This window comes from Anaerotignum sp. MSJ-24, assembly GCF_018918145.1.
Taxonomy (GTDB): Bacteria; Bacillota; Clostridia; order Lachnospirales; family Anaerotignaceae; genus Metalachnospira.
Genome location: NZ_JAHLPX010000008.1, coordinates 62,233 through 82,501 on the forward strand (window position 1 = coordinate 62,233; position 20,269 = coordinate 82,501).

The window sequence follows — 20,269 nt, forward strand, 5'->3', positions numbered from 1 at the left end:
ATCTGTATGCAGTCACAATGCCGACTGCTATTTTTTAGGCAATAAATTTATAAGAAGCAAGGTGAAAACTATATGTCGGAAATTACGTTAGACGAATTGAAAAAATTGAATGCAAACGATTATGAATTGATAGATATACGTGACAGTACAGCCTATGAATACGGAAGAACGAATAAATAATAAGACTGTTTTAAAGTTTGCGTTTTGTGCAAAGCTAAAACAGTCTTTTGTTTTATTTGGATTTTGTTGTTTTTATCGGCAGCATAACCTGCATTTTGAAAATGTTATCCTTTGCCGAAAATTCACATATACCGCTGTTGTGCTCGGTTATTGTACGAATACTTCGGCAGCCGTAGCCATGGCCGGATTTATTGGACACCGGAAGACCGTCCGACATGGTTATATCGCCTTTGTATGGATTTTTGATTTCTATAAGCAGCTTGTTCAATTTTAGACAGCAGTAAAAATCCACCTTTTTATAAATCGGTTCAAGCTCCTTAACGGCATTCATTGCGTTCTCAAGTCCGTTTGATATTATTGAACAAAGCTCTGTATCCGATATAGGAATGGGATTTGGCAAGGTAACATTTGTTGTAAGCTTTATGCCCATGTGTTCAGCTTTATCAGCAAATGACGAGCAGAGAAGATTAACAGTTGTGTTCTCGCAGAACTGTTTCGGCGTTATTGCATCTATATCCGTTCTGACTTTTTTAATGTAGCTTTCAGCCTGCTCAATATTTCCTGTACTTAACAGACCGTCTATCATGTTTAGATGATGCCGCATATCGTGTTGATAAACTGCGGTCTGTGTCTGGTTCATGCTGAGCATGGCAACCTGCTTTTCGGCTGAATTCAGCTGCTGTGCAAGAATTGTCCGGGCCGCCTCCATATCGCGTTTTTCGCTTAAGCTGCGATAGTTGTACAAAAGCAGAAAATAGAAAAAGAATACCATTATTGTCGGAAAATATCTGACAATGACACCGCTGGCAGCTTTTAACGATGAAAAATCGGCATAGGTTATGGCAATAACATACATGTAATATATTATCGGAACGGCAGAAAACAGCAAAATCAGCTTGTTGTCGCCGTAATCAAGCAGATAATTAAAGCCTTTTTTGAAAACAAAACGTACAAGAAGTATCATCAAAACATAGGAAACTATATTGCTTATAAGCATTTCCTTAGAGGTTGACGGCAGAACTCTTGAAACAACATTGCTTACTATTATTACCGGAGCTGTAAAGACCAGTGCGGAAAGTATCATAAAAATCATTTTTACAGCACCGCATTTCTTTATAGATAAAAATATAAAGAAAAAAGGAATGTGCATTGTAAAAGTCATCATTTTTGCATATGCAGGCGAACCAATCTTATTACGTAACACCTGATTAAATATCAATAATACAATTAACAATACAGGTATCAGCCATTTCTGTACAGGTGTAAAATCTCGAAAATGTACGTCCATCATAATACATAAAATTATGAATGCAAAAATAAGTATAAGGACGGGCGAGTAGGTTACCATAGACATTTGCTTAGACCTCCCTGTCCGAAAAAAGTAAATTCATGTAATCTTTTTGGAGCTGTGGATATATAAGCCTTGACACAGGCAGATTTTTGCCTGTAAACATAAGTATTCCCGAAGGCGAAAGCTCCTCGATATATTGCATATTTACGATATATGACCTATGTATTCGTGTAAATTCATCTCTTGAAAGCAGTAAGCCTTCATATTCCTTAAGTGAGCCGAAAACCTCCTTGACCTGTCCGTCTGCCAGATTGAAATAAAGATGCTTTCCGTTTACTTCTACATATGCAAGCTGGGAAAACGGTATACGGACAATGACGGAACCGGCTTTAACCGCAAATGCGTCATTAGGTTTTCGCTCTTTTATGTATATACGGTCGAGAAGCTGATAAAGCATATCGGCAGATACGGGCTTAAGCAGATATTCAAGAGCTTTTACACGGTAACTTTCATAGGCAAAGCCCGGAGATGATGTAAGAAAAACTATGTCAGCGGTTTTGTCAAAGCTGCGTATTTCCTTTGCTGCGGACATGCCGTTGGTTCCGGGCATAATAATGTCCAGAAGGTAAAGCGTGAAATGCTCCTTCTTTGCAGAGGCAATAAGTTCTTCGGCATTGCGGAAGTATTTGCAATGAACACTTATGTTATGTTTTTCCTGCCAGACAGAAAGCAGATTTTTAATATTATCGAGCTCTTTTGACATATCGTCGCATACAGCAATATACATATTTCTATCACTTCCCGGTAAATTTACCATACAAGTATGATAAGTTTGTTTTTTGTGTTTTAAACATATAAATACGTTAGGTACTTTATTTTAGCATAAATATAAATTTCTTTCTATATTATGTCGAATATTTGCATATCATTTCGGGCAGTAAAAACTGCATTTCAAGCCGGTGTTAATCAAAGCTTTTTGAAATATGGTAGTATATGCTTGTATCTTAAAATAAATCCGGAGAAAGGGATGAAAAGATGCTGTCGTGGATTCCATGGTTGATTGCCATTGCCAGTACTACGGCGTTTGTTACCGTTTGGTTTTGGGAGGTAAAGCGTACCATGCAGCGTCTTAAAAGCACTGTGGACAGTGCTGCCGATCAGCTTAAGGCTTTGCGGCTTAGGGCTTGTGACAGCAAAGATTCCGAACAGAGCGATGAAATCGAAAAGGTTATCGGACGCAGCAAAAGTATCTATTTACAGGCGGTTAAGCATTATAACGATACACTGGATAAGCCATGGATCTTTTTACCCGGAATAATACTGGGTTTTAAGAAAGAGTTGGGGAAGCCTATCTGAGGCCGCTGTGTTACTTATCCGAAAGGTAATGCAATACAACTTACGGAGGAAATATTGGGACAGATTATCTGGGTTTTGCAGACTTATTAAAATGGGGAAAGTCTGTGTCAACAAATAAAACAAAATAATCTTTATTGTCCTCCGAAAATCAACACCGTGTGAAAATAACAAATTGCGGAAAAGTTATAGATAGTGTTAAGGAGTGAAACGAGTTTTGTTCCTTAACAAAATTTAAGACAGCATGGTTATGAAATCGGGTCGAAACGGAAATCATACCATGCAAAAAATGGGCAGAGATTTTTCTCTGCCCATTTTGCTCTTGATAATTAAATTAATCTATTCCGCTGAGTTCATCAATAAGTCTGTTTTTAAGCTCAAAAAGCTTATCGGATAAGTCAACTGGAACAGTATGTGGATTTGCAAGACGTCTATGCTCGTCCCAGAGAGTAGAAAGCTCATGCTCACAATTTGATTTTATATCCATAACAGACGGAGAAGTGTATACACATTCGCCGTTGATAAATACAGGAACAAGAAGCTCTCTTATTGTGTATGTTCCGGGCTTAAGAATCATATTTTTCCATTTTGCCATATGGTCAAAAAGGTGGATTGTGTCTGTTTCCTTATAATCTTCTTCTTCAAGGCAGATAAGATCGGCTTTTATTTTACCTGTATCCTTGCTATAAAATCTCAATACTTTTTTAATACCGGGATTTGTTACCTTTGACGGGTTATCGCTCAATTTGATTTTCGGAATAAATCCGCCTTTTCCATCGCTTTCGGCAGAAAGCTTGTAAACACCGCCGAAGGAAGGACAGTCGTCCGAGGTAATAAGCTTTGTTCCTACACCCCAGTTGTTTATTTTTGCGCCCTGGAGCTTAAGGCTCATTATAAGATATTCGTCGAGGTCACTTGACGCAGTTATTTTTGCATCGGTAAAGCCTGCGGCATCAAGCATTTTTCTTGCTTCCTTTGAAAGATAAGCAAGGTCGCCGCTGTCAAGACGGATACCATAGTTTTTCAGCTCTATTCCTGCCTCCTGCATTTCTTTAAATACTTTTATTGCATTTGGAACGCCCGAACGGAGTGTGTCATAGGTGTCAACAAGGAATGTACAGGCATTTGGGAAAGTTCTTGCATAGCATCTGAAGGCCTCAACCTCTGACGGAAAGCTCATTACCCAGCTGTGTGCGTGAGTTCCGAGAACAGGAACATCGAACATTTTTCCTGTGAGCACGTTGCTTGTTCCGGCACAGCCACCGATAATTGCGGCTCTTGCACCGTAAATTCCGGCATCGGGGCCCTGTGCGCGTCTTAAGCCGAATTCCATTACGGCGTCATTTCCGGCTGACCATGCAACTCGTGATGCCTTTGTTGCAATAAGCGACTGATGATTGATTATCGTAAGAATTGCGGTTTCGACAATCTGTGCCTCCATTATGGGAGCTTTGACTCTTAAAAGCGGCTCTGTAGGGAACACAACCGTTCCTTCGGGAATTGCATATATATCTCCGGTAAATCTGAAGCCCTTGAGATAGGTAAGAAATTTTTCATCAAAGGTGTTGAGCGAACGGAGATATTCAATATCGCTTTCCGAAAAATGTAAATTTTTAATATAATCAATTACCTGTTCAAGTCCTGCGGTTATGGCGAAACCGTTTCCGGAAGGATTAACACGGTAAAAAACGTCAAAAACAACGGTTTTGTTAATAGAGCCGTCATTAAGGTAACCCTGCATCATTGTAAGCTCGTAAAAATCCGTCATCAATGACATTGTTTTAAAATTCATTAAAAAAACATCCCTTCATAAATAAAGTGGAATAAGCCTATTGCCAAAAATTTGCTTCGGCAATATATAGAATATTATGCGTATTCCACATCTTAATAATAAGTATAATTAGTATAATAAGAAATTTGTCATTAAAAATCAAGAAAAAGAAGGTTAAAAAATAACCAAAAATATTTTGAAGTCAGACTTTACAAAAAATAATGATTAATGTATAATATCTAAATGTCAGATTCATAATATTAAAATCAAAACACTTTGAAACGGACAGTAGATAAGTTTCTCAAGGTTTAAGCGAATTCGGGAAGGTGCGAGCCGAACACCGGATACTTGTTGAAAATCACCGTGGAGTGGCTTGGCGAAAGTTTTTGATGATTAGCTTAAGACGTTTCCCTACGTTATAGGGGCATGTATAATGATTTGTTATACGGTTTGAGGGGATATTCTTTAAGAATATCAAGTCAGGTGGTACCGCGGAGAGTAAGGCTCGTTCGTCCTGTTAAGGATGCGAGCCTTTATTTTTTTTATTCGGAGGTAAAATTATGTTATACGATAAGGTGTCTACGGATCTTAATTTCGTGGACAGAGAGCAGAAAGTTCTTGAATTCTGGAAACAGAACGAAATCTTTAAGAAAAGCATTAAATTAAGAGAAGGCCAGCCGAGATTTACTTGGATTGAAGGACCTCCCACAGCAAACGGAAAACCCCATATCGGTCATGTTGAAACAAGATCAATCAAAGACCTTATCCTTCGTTATCGTGTTATGAAGGGATATGATGTTCTTCGTAAAGGTGGCTGGGATACTCACGGACTTCCCGTTGAGCTTGAGGTTGAAAAACAGCTTGGTATTAGCGGCAAGCCTCAGATTGAAGAATACGGCGTTGAGCCTTTCATCAAAAAATGTAAGGAAAGCGTTTGGAAATACAGCACAGAATGGGAGCAGATGAGCGACCGTGTTGCTTTCTGGGCAGATATGGACAATCCTTATGTAACATACCATGACACATATATCGAGTCAGAATGGTGGGCTCTTAAGAAAATCTGGGAAAAAGGACTTCTTTATAAAGGTCACAAGGTAGTTCCTTATTGCCCCAGATGCGGAACAGCCCTTTCAAGCCACGAAGTTGCACAGGGCTATAAAGATGTTAAGGAGCTTTCGGTATATGCTAAGTTCCCCGTTGAAGGCAAAGAAAACGAATATATCCTTGCATGGACAACAACACCTTGGACACTTCCTTCAAACGTTGCTCTTGTTGTAAATGCAAACGAAGATTATTCAAAGGTAAGTTACAAAGGCGAGGTTCTTATTTTAGCAAAGGCTCTTGTAGATACAGTTCTTAAAGAAGATTATGAAATCCTTGAAACATTCAAAGGTTCAGATCTTAAGGGAGTAAGATATACACCTCTCTTTGATTTCCTTGAAAATGACGAAAAAGGTTTCTATGTTGTTACAGATGATTATGTAACTCTTACAGACGGTACAGGTGTTGTTCATACAGCTCCTGCATTCGGTGAAGATGACTACCGTGTAGGCCGTGTTTACGGACTTCCTTTCCGTCAGTATGTTGATACACAGGGTAACTTCACAAAAGAGGTTACACCTTGGGCAGGCAGATTTGTAAAGGACTGCGATAAAGAAATCATCAAATATCTTGAAGATAAAGGAACACTTTTTGCGGCAGTTCCCTTCGAACATAGCTATCCTTTCTGCTGGAGATGCGATACACCGCTTCTTTACTATGCAAGAAGCACATGGTTTATCGAAATGACAAAGGTAAGAGATAAGCTTGTTGCAAATAACGATACAATCGAATGGTATCCCGAAAACGTAAAATATGGACGTTTCGGAAACTTCATCGCAAATGTTATCGACTGGGGCTTAAGCCGTGAGCGTTATTGGGGTACACCGCTTCCCGTATGGGAATGTGAATGCGGTTACTTCCACACAATCGGAAGTGTTGAAGAGCTCAGAAGTATGTCTGATGACTGCCCTGAAGAGCTTGAACTTCATAAGCCTTATATTGATGCGGTTCACATCAAATGCCCTAAATGCGGAAAGCAGATGACAAGAGTTCCCGAAGTTATTGACTGCTGGTTCGACTCAGGTTCAGCTCCTTTTGCACAGTGGCATTATCCGTTTGAAAACCAGGATATATTTGAAAAACGTTTCCCTGCCGATTTCATCACAGAGGCTGTTGACCAGACAAGAGGTTGGTTCTATTCAATGCTTGCCGTTTCAACACTTGTATTTGATACAACATCATATACACACTGTATGTCAATGGGACACGTTCTTGATAAATACGGTATCAAGATGAGTAAGCATAAGGGAAATGTAGTTGACCCTTGGACAGTAATGAACAAACAGGGTGCAGATGCAATCAGATGGTATTTCTATGTAAACTCAGCTCCTTGGCTTCCTTGCCGTTTTGACGATGAGGCTGTTGATGATGCACAGAGAAAGTTTATGGGAACATTCTGGAACACATACGCATTCTATGTTCTTTATGCAAATATTGATAACTTTAATCCTATGGATTACAAGCTTGAATATGATAAGCTTCCTCCTATGGATAAATGGATTCTTTCAAAGCTTAATACACTTGTTAAATATGTTGATGACTGCCTCGGAACATATAAGATTACAGAGCCTGCGAGAGCACTCCAGAGCTTTGTTGACGATATGAGCAACTGGTATGTAAGAAGAAGCCGTGAGCGTTTCTGGGCAAACGGAATGCCTCAGGATAAGATCAATGCTTACATGACTCTTTATACAGTTCTTTCAACACTTGCTAAGGTTTCTGCACCTTTCACACCGTATATTGCTGAAGAAATCTACAGAAATATCGTTGTTAAGGTTGATCCTTCAGCTCCCGAAAGCGTTCATCTTTGCGACTTCCCTGTTGCAAACGAAGCTTGGATTGATACAGAGCTTGAAGCAAACATGGACCTTGTTCTTGACATCGTTGTTCTCGGCCGTGCCGCAAGAAACGAAGCAAACATCAAGAACAGACAGCCTATCGGTCTTATGTATGTTAAGGCAGAAAGAACATTTCCCGAAATGTATCAGGAAATTGTTCTTGATGAGCTTAATGTTAAGAAGATGGAATTTACAGACGATGTTGAAAACTTCGTAACATATAAATTTAAACCTCAGCTCCGTACACTCGGACCTAAGTTCGGCAAGCTTGTTCCCAAAATCGGCAATGCACTTGCAAATGTAGACGGAACAGCATTTATGAATGAGCTTAAGGCAAACGGCAAAGCTGTTCTTAATGTAGAAGGAACAGAGGTTGAGCTTGAAGAAAGCGATCTTCTTGTTGACACAGCACAGAAGGAAGGCCATGTATCGGTTGAAAACAACGGCGTTACTGTTGTTATGGATACAAACCTCACACCTGAGCTTATCGAGGAAGGCTTTGTAAGAGAAATCGTAAGCAAGATCCAGACCATGAGAAAAGAAGCAGGCTTTGAAGTGCTTGACAGAATTACTGTTTACCACACTGACAGCGATAAGGTTGCCGGTGTAATCGAACGTAATAAGGAAAGCATTATGGGCGACGTTCTTGCTCTTGACATGGTTGAAGGCACAGGCGAAGGCTATACAAAGGATTGGAACATCAACGGCGAAAAGGTAACACTTACAGTTAAAAAGATGTAATCAATAAATAATGAATTTTTGCAGGGCGGTATCGAAAGATGCCGCCTTGTTTTATTGTTTTTAAGGCAAAATAACTATTTATTCAGAGGTTTTTTTATGGTATAGTTAATCTATATAGAATTCATTTGGAGGTGCTTTTATGAAGAAAAAAGCGGCTTTGTTTTTAGCGGCAATGATGGCTGTCGGTACGGCTGTTCCGGCAAGTGCCGCAGACAGCTTTAAAGATATAAACGATGTTCCTTGGGGAGGAGCACAGGCGTATATAAACAGCGTATTTGAAAGCGGTCTTATGGTCGGAGAGATTGACGAAAACGGCAACCGTGTTTTCCATGCAAAAAATAATATATCATATACGGAAACGGCACAGCTTGTATACAGTTTGTCCGGAACAACGGTAAGCACAGATGTTGTACAGAAATGGACATCGGTAATGAAGAGCAACAAAATTCCTTCATGGGCCTATAACTGTGTTGCTTACTGTCTTGAAAACAGTATTGTTACAATAACCGACTTGAATATTTTCTATAATGCGGACGGCTCGGCAAGAAGTGCCACAAGAGAAGATGCGGCTTATATTTTCGGAAGATTTCTTGTTTCCCAGAATATATCGGCTACAACAAATACAAAAAACTTTGCCGATAAAAACAATATTTCGGCCGTATGCCAGCAGTATGTTGATATACTTTCAAGCTACGATATATTTGTAGGCGACGATGACAACAAATTCAATCCCAATAATACAATAAACAGAGCCGAAATGGCTGTTATAGTGTCAAAAACCTACAACATGCTCAAGGATAAAAGCATTGTAAATGATGACGGAGAGAAAACAACCAAAGCCGATTATACGGGATATATCAACTATGCAGGCCCGGATTTCAATGGAATAGGCCCTAAAGCTTTTATGCTTTATACCTATGACGGACAGAGCATTGTACTTGATACGGTTGCAGACTCACAGTATTATCTTGACGGAGAGCCTATAAGCACAAGAGGAATATATTCTCTTACTTCAAACGGTGTACTTGTAAGTGCCGAGGTATATGTAAACAGCAGAAACCAGGCTATGGAGATTTACTGCAAGAGAGCTGCTGTTGAAGGCCAGGTAACAAACATAGGTACAAAAAAGACTAAGGACAAAAACGGCGATGAATATTCCTATCGTTCGGTTACAATTAAGTTCGCAAGCGGTATGACAAGATCATACCGTATAGATGATGATACGGATATTTATTTCGATGATGATGAGATAGATATTGATGAACTTGAGGAATATCTTGATGAGTATCCGGAAATATTCGGTTCTGCCGATGTGCAGTATAATGATGAATATGACGTTTATCCAAATGCTTATGTAAAGGAACTCAAAACAAACTTTATACTTAAAGAGGAAGGCACAATATCGGAAATTGATGGTGAAACGGTTAAAATAGTTGCCGATGACGGACGTGAATATGAATATAAGCTTGATTCTGTTGTAAGATATTATCTTGACGGCAAAAAGGTAAGACTTCCGGCATTCAGAGAAGGAGTTTATACAAATGTATCTAAGGTTCAGCTTACGTTTGATAACCTCGGATATGTAACAAGAATAGAAGCAGAAAAATATGCGGAATAAAAATAAACGGGAAAACCGATATATAGGTTTTCCCGTTTACTGTTTTCGGAAGCCTTATGCTTATAAAATTAGTTTTTGATAATGGGATTTCTGTTAGCCATTTTTGAAAAAATTATATTTTTAGCTAACAGAGAATCTACTTTGAAGAATTTTATAACAATGCACCTTTTTGACGTTAATCAAAACAACCTATTTTTTGAATTTGATTTATACTGCTATTTGTGCTATATTGAAGAATAATGATGTTTTTTGAAGGAGAATATTTTAATGAAGGCAGTATACTATATTTGCAACAACAAGAACTGGGGACATGTAGCGGCCAAGGTTTGGGAGCTGCTCGAAAAGGAAGGCTATTTTAAGGAAAAGACAGATATACTTTTTGACGGCATGCCTGTGTATAAATATATTGACGAAAAAGCTGACGAGTACTATTTTGTACCGACAAATACCGCACTTTGTCTGGACTATAATAAATATCTGCCGGATATGAATAGATATTTCGCAGACTTCGATATGTCGGCTATGGTAACATGGCACGAAGGTGCAAATTCTCCCGACAAGGTGCTTACGGTTCATTCTCTCGGTGATATGAATTCCGGCGTTTTCGGGCCTATTAATGTAAGATATATGCACAACCTTCTCAGAAACTATAAAAAGCAGAAGGACATACTCAATCTTGAGGAATACCATGTCGTTACAGAGGCAACACATTGGTCGGGAGCACATGAGGAAAATGATAATCCTGAGCTTCTTCTCGGCTATAAGGTGCCTATGGTGGATATTGAAGTCGGAAGTGAACCCGAAAGCTGGGGTGATGAAACAGCGTGTCTTGCACTTGCAAGAACTCTTGTGCATGTATTTGACGATGATGGAATGAAGCTGCACAATATTCTCTGTGTAGGCGGTGTACATTTTGAAACCAACTATGCCGAGGCTGTATTTACCGATTGGGGAGAAAACGAAAGCTTTGGCGTCAGCCACATAATGGCTAACCAGTGGCTTGTTTCGGGACAGTATGAAAACGAGGACGGCTTTGCAAGAGCCTGTGCCTGTGTGGACGCAATAGAAGGCGGAATAGAGGCAATCGCTTTCCATGATAAGCTTAAGGGCTGTTATAAGGATCTTGTGAGAAAGCTTGGCGAGCGTTATAATGTTCCGATTCTTAAGCATCAGAAATTAAGAAAACCAGAGGAGATAGAATGGAAATAAAAAACGAAGCCGGAAAAACCTGTATTGATGAGGCTTTTAAAGAAAGTAAACTGGAAAATATAAGCAATGAATTATTAGGCGGGAGGTATAATGATGAAAAAATACATTGTTATGGCTGCTGCGGCCGTTATGACTATAAGTTCAGCAGTTACGGCAAGCGCAGCAAACTTTTACGATATAGACAATGTTCCCTGGGAAGGCGCAAAGGAATATATAAACAGCGTATCAGACTTAGGGCTTATGGTAGGCGATACAGACAGCGCTGGTCATAAGGTATTCAGAGCAAAGGATAGAATTACATATTGCGAGGCTATGCAGCTTGCATACAGCATACTGAAAAATACGGGAGCTATGCAGACAGAGGTAACAACCGATACAATAAACAAATGGAAAACAAAAATGGATGCGGCTTATATTCCCGAATGGGCATATAACTGTGTTGCATACGGACTTGAAACAGGTATTCTTTCCGAAAATGACATTACTGTATTTATGAAGAGCAAGGGTGTAAACAGAGATGCCACAAGAGAAAATGTTTCCGTTATATTCGGAAAGGCAATACAGCATCTTTCTTCAGTAGATAAATCGGCTGTTCTTACCTTCAATGATAAGGACAAGGTTGCGGCAACAAGCGTACCTTATATTGAACTGCTTTCAAGACTTCAGATACTTGTAGGCGATGATGCAGGCAATTTTAATCCTAAAAATTATATAAACAGAGCAGAAATGGCTGTTATGACATCAAAGACCTATTATAAGGCTTCCGAGCTTAAAAAACAGCAGACAACAACAACTCCTGCTGTTCAGGTAGTATCAGGTACGGTAATACTTACTGATGACGGCACTTCATCAAAAACAATAGCAATCAGTGCAAACGAAACAGGTGTGGTATCCACATTTGCATTGAACAGCTCGATACCTGTAATTTCAAGTGATGGAGCAACGAAGAGCTATTCGGATATTAAAATTGGAGATATGGTAACGGTTGCTTCCTCCAACAATATCGTGGTATCTGTTGTTGTAAATCTCAGTAATTCGGATATAAATGACAACACGACACCGGCAAAGCAGACGGAGATTGAGGGTTATCTCAACAACATAACCTATTCTGCAATAACCTTTGATACAAAGGACGGAGAACAGCAGAGATATGAGCTTGCATCAAGCATAAAATATTATCTCGACGGAGGACAGGTATCAAAGGACGGACTTTATGAGCTTACATTAGGTAGAAATGTTCTTTATATAAAGGCAAAGCTCAATTCCGCAAACGAGGTATACGAGATAGATGCAGAGATGGAGGATGTTGAAGGCGAGGTAACCTCAATAACCGATAATGCGGTATATATTGATTTCGACTTCGGCGGAAGAGTCGGCAATATTAAATGTGTGCCTACAAGCGGCTGTGAATATTATCTTGAGAATTCAAAAATAAGCGAAACAAAGCTTGCTAAAATTTTAAATGAGTCAAAGCTTTATGCAAAGGCACAGGTAAACAATCTTGGTAAAGTAAAGAGATTTGATTTTTATTATGATTCGAATACAACCGGAATGCTTAAGAGCATAAGTTCATCAACATTGTCGCTTAAGACATCTTACGGCAGAACTGCCGTATATGAGCTTGATGACGATGCAGAGCTTGTTCTTGACGGCGTAAACGCAACATACAGAGAGATAAAAAACCGTCTTAAGGATACAGATATGTTGGTTACGGTTGAGTTTGACAAAGATGAAGACTATGTTACAAGTGTTAATGTAAAGTCGCTTACACTTGAAGGAATGCTTGATGTTGTGGACTCAAAGCGAATTGTCATTGTCAATGACGAGGTAAGACATGTAATAGATGTGCCTTATAATGACACAAATATCTACTGCGAGTATAACGGCGAAGAAATAAGCTATACAAGAATGAGAAGCATATTTGCCGATGAAAAAAATCCCATGAAGATTGAAGCCGAAATGAATGAGGACGATTATTCGCTTAAGTCAATGATTGTTGTTTCGGGCACAGTTGATGAAGGAACGGTAAAATCAATTTCCGGAACATCAATAACTATTGTCAATGCAGTCGGACTTGAGTATACATATAAGGTTGAACCGGCGGCAAGAGGTTATATCAATGATGAAGAAACATCAATGCTCACGAAGGTGAGAGAGGCAGCTCTTGAGGACGGAGCAACCGTAAGGGTTACATTCAGCAGCAGAGATTATGTAAACAGAATTTATGTAACAACGGATTAATATAAACAATATGAAATCCTGCTTAAATGACTTATGTTGATAGGCAGGATTTTTAAATCGCTATTGCCACAAATGGCGTATATATGTATAATAATTTCTAAAAAAGGTGTGATTTTATGAGATATGAAGGAGCAGTTTACAGACCGCCGAGTGAAGCAGGAAGTCTTATAATACAGCTTACAATAGGTTGTGCAAGAAATACCTGCCGCTTTTGCAGTATGTTTAAGGATAAAAAGTTCAGAGTAAGAAAGCTTGAAGATGTTGTTGCCGATTTAAAGGAAATGAGAGAATACTATAAGGATTATCTTATAAGAAGAATATTTCTTGCCGACGGCGATGCTCTCATATGCAAAACAGAGGATCTGCTCTATATAATGGGTGTTATAAACGAGCTTTTTCCTGAAAGAGAAAGAATAACAATGTACGGAGCACCTAAGGACGTACTTCTCAAAAGCCATGAGGAACTGGTTAAGCTCAGAGAGGCCGGACTTGAAATGGTTTATGTCGGAGCGGAATCCGGTGATGATGAGGTTCTCGAATATGTTAAAAAGGGTGCAACTCATGCGGAAATTGCAGAGGCAGGACTTAAGCTTAAGGCAGCAGGAATAAAGGTTTCGGTTACTCTTATTTCCGGCCTTGGCGGCAAAAAGCATCTTGTAAACCATGCGGTGAATTCCGCAAAGCTCATAAGCGAGATGAAGCCGGAATATGTCGGCTTCCTTACATTGCTGCTTGAGCCGGGAGTGCCTATGTATGATGAGCTTAGAAAGGGCGAATTTGATTATCTTAAGCCGAATGAGGTTGTTGAGGAGCTTAAGCTGTTCATACAGAATGTGGATTCCGAAGGCACTGTTTTCCGTTCAAACCATGCGTCTAATTATGTTCCGCTTGCCGGCACATTCAACAGAGATAATGCAAAGCTTCTTAAACAGATTGAAGAGGCAGAAAAGAGAAGTACTTACAGACCTGAGTATTACAGAGGTTTTTAAGAAAGGATAAGCACAAATGACCGGTATAGCTTTTTTAGCTTGTATAATTATATTTTGCTCTGTATGGGCGGCCTTTGCGACAGGCAGAAAAAGCTGGCTTGTTACAACCTTCTGGGCGGCTGTTACGCTTGTATCTGCTCTCGGAATAAGAAGAGGCTGTACGGCAAACGGCTTGTGTCTTATTATTGCTATTTTTGAAACGGCTATGAGCATAAGAGCGATATATAAGGTTATTTTGTGGAATCAGGTATTTAAGGATAAGGGAGTTGTACTGCCGATTGTTATTTATTTAATATCGCTTATGCTTGTAGGCTATTGTGTATATCAGATACAGTTTTTGGGCTATGTTCCCGATGTTATGGGCGTTAAAGGCGAGGTCGGCAATGTACGAAGGGTTATAGACATAATTATAGTAATGATTATAACCATACCGGTGTTTTATATAGGCCTGCTCAGATTTGAAAGATTCTTTTCACTTGATGATGAACTGATACTTCTTAACTGCCGGTTTTACACAAGTAATCTTCTCGGAGGAAAAACCTTCAAGGGATATTATGTATACGGAATAAATAACGGTGTTAAATATCATTTCAGAATTACTAAACGTATTTATTTCATGCTGAGGCTTGAGGACAGGCTTGTTATTAAGCTGAAAAGGGATTTGAGAGGAAATTTGTTTGTGGTGCAAAATCCATGTCCGAAAAATCTTGAGTATGTTGCAAGAAGAGATTTGAGAATGTTTAAGAATATCGCCCTTACGGCGGTGATATATCTTATACTCATAATAATTTTGCTTTGATTTTTAAGCTTCGTGTTTACGGAGCTTTTTTTTAGTATATTTTATACCGTATTGCATATATATCTGTGTGGAGGGACTGCTTATGAAAAAAGCAAGTATAGGCAGATATATTCTGCTGTCACAGATATACGTTTTAATAACGATTGTAATTGTGCCTTATATGCTCAGCGGTAAAAAAATCGCTGTCATTGATAATACGGTTAATGATGCCAAAAGCATTACCGTATCGGCAGAGGAAAACGAAACGCCGAGTAAGGAATATAAGGTTGGAGATATGGATATTGAGGAATATATAAAGGGTGTGCTTGCCGCAGAAATGCCGGTTTCGTTTCCGCCAGAGGCTTTGAAGGCACAGGCGGTTGCGGCAAGAACCTATGCGGTAAGAACCATTGACAATGCTGATTTTCCGCTCAATACCGACGATATAGGTCAGGCATTCATAACAAAGGAAACAATGCTGAAAAACTGGGGTGATAATTATGATGCCTATTATAAAAAGATTTCCGATGCTGTGGACAGCACAAAGGGCGAAGTAATGGAATACAACGGAGAGCCGATACTTGCGGTTTTTCATTCCACAAGTGCAGGCGAAACCGAAACGGCAGGCAACATATGGAACTATGATCTGCCTTATCTTGTAAGTGCCGAAAGCGAAGGAGATACCTATGCTCCCGGCTATGAGGTATCGGCAGTCTTTACACCGTCCGATATAATAGCAAAAATCAAGGAAAAATATCCCGAATTTAGTGCAGAGGAAAACGGACTGTTTAAATCAATAGTAATAAACAGCAGGAGTGACGCCGGATATGTAACAAGCGTTACGGTCGGCAATATGAGCTTTACCGGAAAACAGCTCAGAGAGGCATTGGGACTGAGAAGTGCAAATTTCACCGTAGAAGAGGATAACGAAAGCATAGTATTTATAACCAAGGGATTCGGTCACGGAGCAGGAATGAGCCAATACGGAGCAAAATACATGGCTGAAAACGGTTCGGACTATAAGCAGATATTGAACCATTATTATAAGGACATAACAATAGCCAAGTTATAAAAAAATAAAGCAGGGAGATTAGCTCCTTGCTTTATTTTTTAATGAAAGCCCTACGGCTATCTGTATTATTGCGGTTGCGGCACAGATATAAAATACATATTGTGCACCTATTTCAGCCCAGACAATGCCGAATATCGCAGAAACAACTATCGCTATTACATGGTCAACACTAAGGCCAACGGAAAGAGTTGCGGTGATTTCCGAGGCATCTCTTGCAATCGAACGCATAAGATATGCGTGTATTGTACTGAACTGGTCGAAAACATTGCAAAGCATATATACGATAAATGCGGCATACATAGCAGGTGTGTCGGTTATAAATTTTCCCGATGCAAAGCCGCCGGCTAAAAAGCCCATTGCCGAAAATACTATTATTATATATATTCCTTCGACTATAAGAGAAAATCTTGCACCCATTTTATCAAGCATTCTGCCTATAACAGGTGCAATGAGAATGCCTATGAAATATGTTCCTATGGCAAGAAGCGAAATTGTATCGGCACCCTTGAGAAGCAAATCGGCTATTACCCATGGGCCGAATACAAGTTTTATTCTTTTCTGACAGCCGTAAGCAAGAGTGACAAGATAGTACGGAGTATATTCCTTTCTGAGAACGAGGTTTGAGTGCTTCTTTTCTGTTTTCGGCTTTGGCTCGGTCCTGATGTATTTTGTCATTCCTATGAGCAGAACTGCGGCTATGACTGCGGCAACTATTGCTATCGCAAACGGAATGATTATGTGTGTTTTAAAAGAGAAAATTCCGTATTTGAAGCATATGAATACAGCAAGCGATGTAAGCAGAGAAAAGACGGTTGAGCAGGTTTTAAATCTGCCTAAGGTCTTGCCTACATTGCCGTCCTGTGCAAGGCTCATGCCTATTGAATCATTTAACGGCATGAATATATGCTGTCCGCTTGATGCAATGAACAGAAAAAGCATCATTGCCGAATATGACGGCGAAAAGAAAGCCATTGCGGTTAAGCCGACAGCAACCAGTATCTGTGCGAATATTCCGGACTTTATATCTCCGAGCGGTGCAAGAGCGGCTATTATGAACATACACAATATTCCCGGTGATTCTCTGGGAATTTCGAGAAATCCTCTTTGTACAGAGGTGACGTTATATACTTCTTTGAAATAATTTGTGTATATCTGTGAGCTGAAACCGGACATTATTGCCACAAGTATAACCACAAGCGTAAATAATGTCACAGCCTTTTTAAAATCATTTTTATTTTCCATTTCTATCTCCCGAAGAGTTAATCTTCACTGAACATTTTGGTGCATCTTACAGCCTTTTCCCAGCCTTTTATAAGCTTTTGAGCCTCGGCCCTGTCCATTTTAGGCGTATAGGTTTTTTCAAGCACCCAGCTGTTTTTAAGCTCGTCACGGTTTTCCCAGAAGCCTACTGCAAGTCCGGCGAGAAAAGCCGCGCCGAGAGCCGTTGTTTCGGCTATAACGGGACGAATAAGCTTTTTGTTTGTTATGTCGGACTGGAACTGCATTATAAGCTCGCTTGCACTTGCACCGCCGTCAACCTTTATTACGCCGATTTCGTCGTTTATGTCGGCAGACATGGCATTGATGACGTCCATTGACTGAAAGGCTATTGCCTCAAGAGCAGCACGAATTATATGCTCTCTTGTCGTTCCTCTGGTAAGCCCGAATATTGAACCTCTTGCGTACATATCCCAATGCGGCGCACCCATTCCCGTAAAGGACGGAACAAAATATACACCTTCCGACGCCATAAGCTTTGCACCGAGATAATCTGCGTCCTGAGCACTGCTGAAAAATCTCATTTTGTCACGCAGCCATTGTATAACAGCACCGCCGACAAATACACTGCCTTCCAGTGCATATGTAACCTCTCCGTCAATGGCACAGGCGATTGTTGTTATAAGTCCGTTTTTGCTTTCGGCAGGCTTTGTGCCTGTGTTCATAAGTATGAAATTGCCTGTTCCGTAGGTGTTTTTTACATCACCCTTATCAAAGCAGAGCTGTCCGAAAAGAGCCGCCTGCTGATCTCCGGCTATTCCGGCAATGGGTATCTTTGTTCCAAGAATATCGGTATAGCCGTATATTTCCGAGCTGTTTTTAACCTCCGGGAGCATTGATTCAGGAATACCGAGCTTTTCGAGTATTTTTTTATCCCATTTCAATGTGTGTATATTGAAAAGCATTGTTCTTGATGCGTTTGTACAGTCGGTTATGTGTACCTTTCCGTCAGTAAGCTTCCAGACAAGCCATGTGTCAACTGTTCCGAAAAGAAGATTTCCGCTTTCGGCACGTTCCCTTGCACCTTCCACATTGTCAAGAATCCATTTTATTTTTGTTGCGGAGAAATAGGCGTCAATGAGAAGTCCGGTATTTTCTTTTACATACTGCGTAAATTCCCTGTCCTTTTTCAGCTCCTCGCATAAATCCGCAGTTCTTCTGCACTGCCAGACAATGGCGTTATATACGGGAATTCCGGTATCTCTGTCCCATACGATTGTTGTTTCACGCTGATTGGTTATTCCTATTGCGGCAATGTCCGAAGGAGATATATCTGCCTGTAACATTGAGTCTATCGCAGTGGAATACTGTGAGTTATAAATATCAAGCGGATTGTGCTCAACCCAGCCCGGTTTGGGGTATATCTGCGGATATTCCTGCTGACATTTTGAAATGATTGTTTGATTTTTGTCAAAAATAATTGTTCTTGAACTGGTTGTTCCCTGGTCAAGGGACATTATAAATTTACCTGACATAGCGATTTTTCTCCGATTTTTATTGTAATTGATAGTTGACAAATACTAAAAAATATGTTAAAAATATAACAAGCATATAATTATACATTAATCCATACAATAATTGAGCGTTATGTATATTGCTCATGATTGATATGCGGATATATAATTATAGTATAATTCAGAAATACGGTCAAATCCGTTTCGGCTGATTTAATTAAGGAGGAGAATAATTATGACAAAGGTAGCATTCTATGATACCAAGCCTTATGACAAAACATGGTTTAAACCGCTTGCGGAAAAGATGAATCTTGATATAACATTTTTTGAAGCAAGACTCAACAAGGATACGGCAATCCTTGCAACAGGAAACGATGCGGTTTGTATATTTGTTAATGATGAGGCAGATAAGGACACACTGGATATTCTTTACAAACAGGGGATTAAAACAATACTTTTAAGATGTGCAGGATATAACAATGTTGATTTAAAGGCGGTAGAAGGAAGATTTGATGTTCTTCGTGTTCCCAGCTATTCACCTGAGGCAGTTGCGGAGTTTGCACTTACACTTCTTCTTGCGGTAAACAGAAATGTACACAGAGCATATCAGAGAACAAGAAACTTCAACTTCTCGATTAACGGACTTATGGGTATTACACTCAGCGGAAAAACACTCGGTGTTGTCGGAACAGGTAAAATAGGTCAGGCAATGATAAGCATTATGCAGGGCTTCGGTCTTGATATTATCTGCTACGATCCTTATCCTTTAAAAGATCTTAAGGGTGCAAGATATGTTACTATTGATGAGCTTTTTGAAAAATCCGATATAATTTCTTTCCATTGCCCGCTTACAGAGGAAACAAAGCATATGGTAAATGCAAAAACAATAAGCGAAATGAAGGACGGAGTTATACTTGTAAATACATCAAGAGGTGCTATTGTTGATACACCGGCACTTATTGAAGCACTTAAGGAAGGAAAATTCGGCGGCGTAGGTCTTGACGTATACGAGGAAGAGGATGAATATTTCTTTGAGGACCGTTCAAATGAAATCATCAGCAATGATGAGCTTTCAAGACTTCTTACATTCCCAAATGTGCTTATAACAAGCCATCAGGCATTCTTTACAACAGAGGCAATGAAAGCCATTGCGGAAACAACGCTCAAAAATCTTGAGGACAGTATCAACGGAACAATGGATCCTAAAAACACTCTTGCAAAAAGAAAATAAGAATTAATCAAAACCACTAGTTAAACTAGTGGTTTGTACTCGCCCTAGAAGGGCGTATTACAGGCGCAGCATCTTAAGATGCATTGAATGGATTCCGCCAACCGCATTACTATCTCTGGCAGCC

The 20,269-nt window shown here is 39.7% G+C and carries 14 protein-coding genes and 1 other annotated feature; of the genes, 9 read left to right on the forward strand and 5 right to left on the reverse strand.

The genetic code is table 11. The annotated features are described in order from the left end of the window. Positions 1-232 precede the first annotated feature (232 nt). Complete coding sequence (locus KQI66_RS09280; protein WP_216428893.1) at positions 233-1,345, reverse strand: sensor histidine kinase; 1,113 nt, start codon at positions 1,343-1,345, stop codon at positions 233-235. A 193-nt stretch (positions 1,346-1,538) separates the two neighbouring features. After that, positions 1,539-2,288: a LytR/AlgR family response regulator transcription factor gene (locus tag KQI66_RS09285; protein WP_216428895.1), complete on the reverse strand. Its 750-nt coding sequence runs from the start codon at positions 2,286-2,288 to the stop codon at positions 1,539-1,541. Between the two features lie 218 nt (positions 2,289-2,506). On the opposite strand from KQI66_RS09285, the gene KQI66_RS09290 reads away from it, so the two are divergent. Next, positions 2,507-2,827, forward strand: a complete 321-nt coding sequence (locus KQI66_RS09290; protein WP_216428898.1) for a hypothetical protein — start codon at positions 2,507-2,509, stop codon at positions 2,825-2,827. Between the two features lie 331 nt (positions 2,828-3,158). Here the strand turns inward: KQI66_RS09290 and KQI66_RS09295 are convergent, their stop codons facing one another. Further along, a complete protein-coding gene (locus KQI66_RS09295) occupies positions 3,159-4,616 on the reverse strand; it encodes a nicotinate phosphoribosyltransferase (protein WP_216428900.1) in 1,458 nt (485 codons plus the stop codon). Positions 4,617-4,862: 246 nt separating this feature from the next. Continuing rightward, positions 4,863-5,115 (forward strand) — a binding site (T-box leader). A 40-nt stretch (positions 5,116-5,155) separates the two neighbouring features. Between KQI66_RS09295 and ileS the strand changes: the two genes are divergently transcribed. The 7 genes from ileS (at position 5,156) to spoIID (ending at position 16,182) form a co-directional block, all read left to right on the forward strand. Continuing rightward, positions 5,156-8,275: an isoleucine--tRNA ligase gene (gene ileS, locus KQI66_RS09300; RefSeq protein ID WP_216428901.1), complete on the forward strand. Its 3,120-nt coding sequence runs from the start codon at positions 5,156-5,158 to the stop codon at positions 8,273-8,275. 139 nt (positions 8,276-8,414) lie between these two features. Beyond that, complete coding sequence (locus KQI66_RS09305; RefSeq protein ID WP_216428903.1) at positions 8,415-9,893, forward strand: S-layer homology domain-containing protein; 1,479 nt, start codon at positions 8,415-8,417, stop codon at positions 9,891-9,893. 267 nt (positions 9,894-10,160) lie between these two features. Then, positions 10,161-11,102 carry a D-aminoacyl-tRNA deacylase gene (locus KQI66_RS09310; RefSeq protein WP_216428905.1) on the forward strand — a complete coding sequence of 314 codons (942 nt, stop codon included), beginning with the start codon at positions 10,161-10,163 and terminating at the stop codon, positions 11,100-11,102. A 93-nt stretch (positions 11,103-11,195) separates the two neighbouring features. Beyond that, positions 11,196-13,343, forward strand: a complete 2,148-nt coding sequence (locus KQI66_RS09315; RefSeq protein ID WP_216428907.1) for an S-layer homology domain-containing protein — start codon at positions 11,196-11,198, stop codon at positions 13,341-13,343. A gap of 116 nt (positions 13,344-13,459) precedes the next feature. Next, complete coding sequence (locus KQI66_RS09320) at positions 13,460-14,332, forward strand: radical SAM protein (protein ID WP_216428908.1); 873 nt, start codon at positions 13,460-13,462, stop codon at positions 14,330-14,332. 16 nt (positions 14,333-14,348) lie between these two features. Then, positions 14,349-15,131, forward strand: coding sequence for a hypothetical protein (locus KQI66_RS09325; RefSeq protein WP_216428910.1), 783 nt, complete (start codon positions 14,349-14,351; stop codon positions 15,129-15,131). Positions 15,132-15,213: 82 nt separating this feature from the next. Beyond that, positions 15,214-16,182 (forward strand): stage II sporulation protein D, encoded by a 969-nt coding sequence (gene spoIID, locus KQI66_RS09330; RefSeq protein WP_216428913.1) that lies wholly within the window; start codon positions 15,214-15,216, stop codon positions 16,180-16,182. A gap of 18 nt (positions 16,183-16,200) precedes the next feature. Here spoIID and KQI66_RS09335 read toward each other — a convergent pair whose 3' ends face one another. Both KQI66_RS09335 and glpK read right to left on the reverse strand, forming a co-directional pair. Continuing rightward, on the reverse strand, positions 16,201-17,424 hold the full coding sequence (locus tag KQI66_RS09335) for an MFS transporter (protein ID WP_216428915.1): 1,224 nt from the start codon (positions 17,422-17,424) through the stop codon (positions 16,201-16,203). A gap of 17 nt (positions 17,425-17,441) precedes the next feature. After that, complete coding sequence (gene glpK / locus KQI66_RS09340; protein WP_216428916.1) at positions 17,442-18,935, reverse strand: glycerol kinase GlpK; 1,494 nt, start codon at positions 18,933-18,935, stop codon at positions 17,442-17,444. A 214-nt stretch (positions 18,936-19,149) separates the two neighbouring features. On the opposite strand from glpK, the gene KQI66_RS09345 reads away from it, so the two are divergent. Continuing rightward, positions 19,150-20,145: a 2-hydroxyacid dehydrogenase gene (locus KQI66_RS09345; protein ID WP_216428918.1), complete on the forward strand. Its 996-nt coding sequence runs from the start codon at positions 19,150-19,152 to the stop codon at positions 20,143-20,145. Positions 20,146-20,269 lie beyond the last annotated feature (124 nt).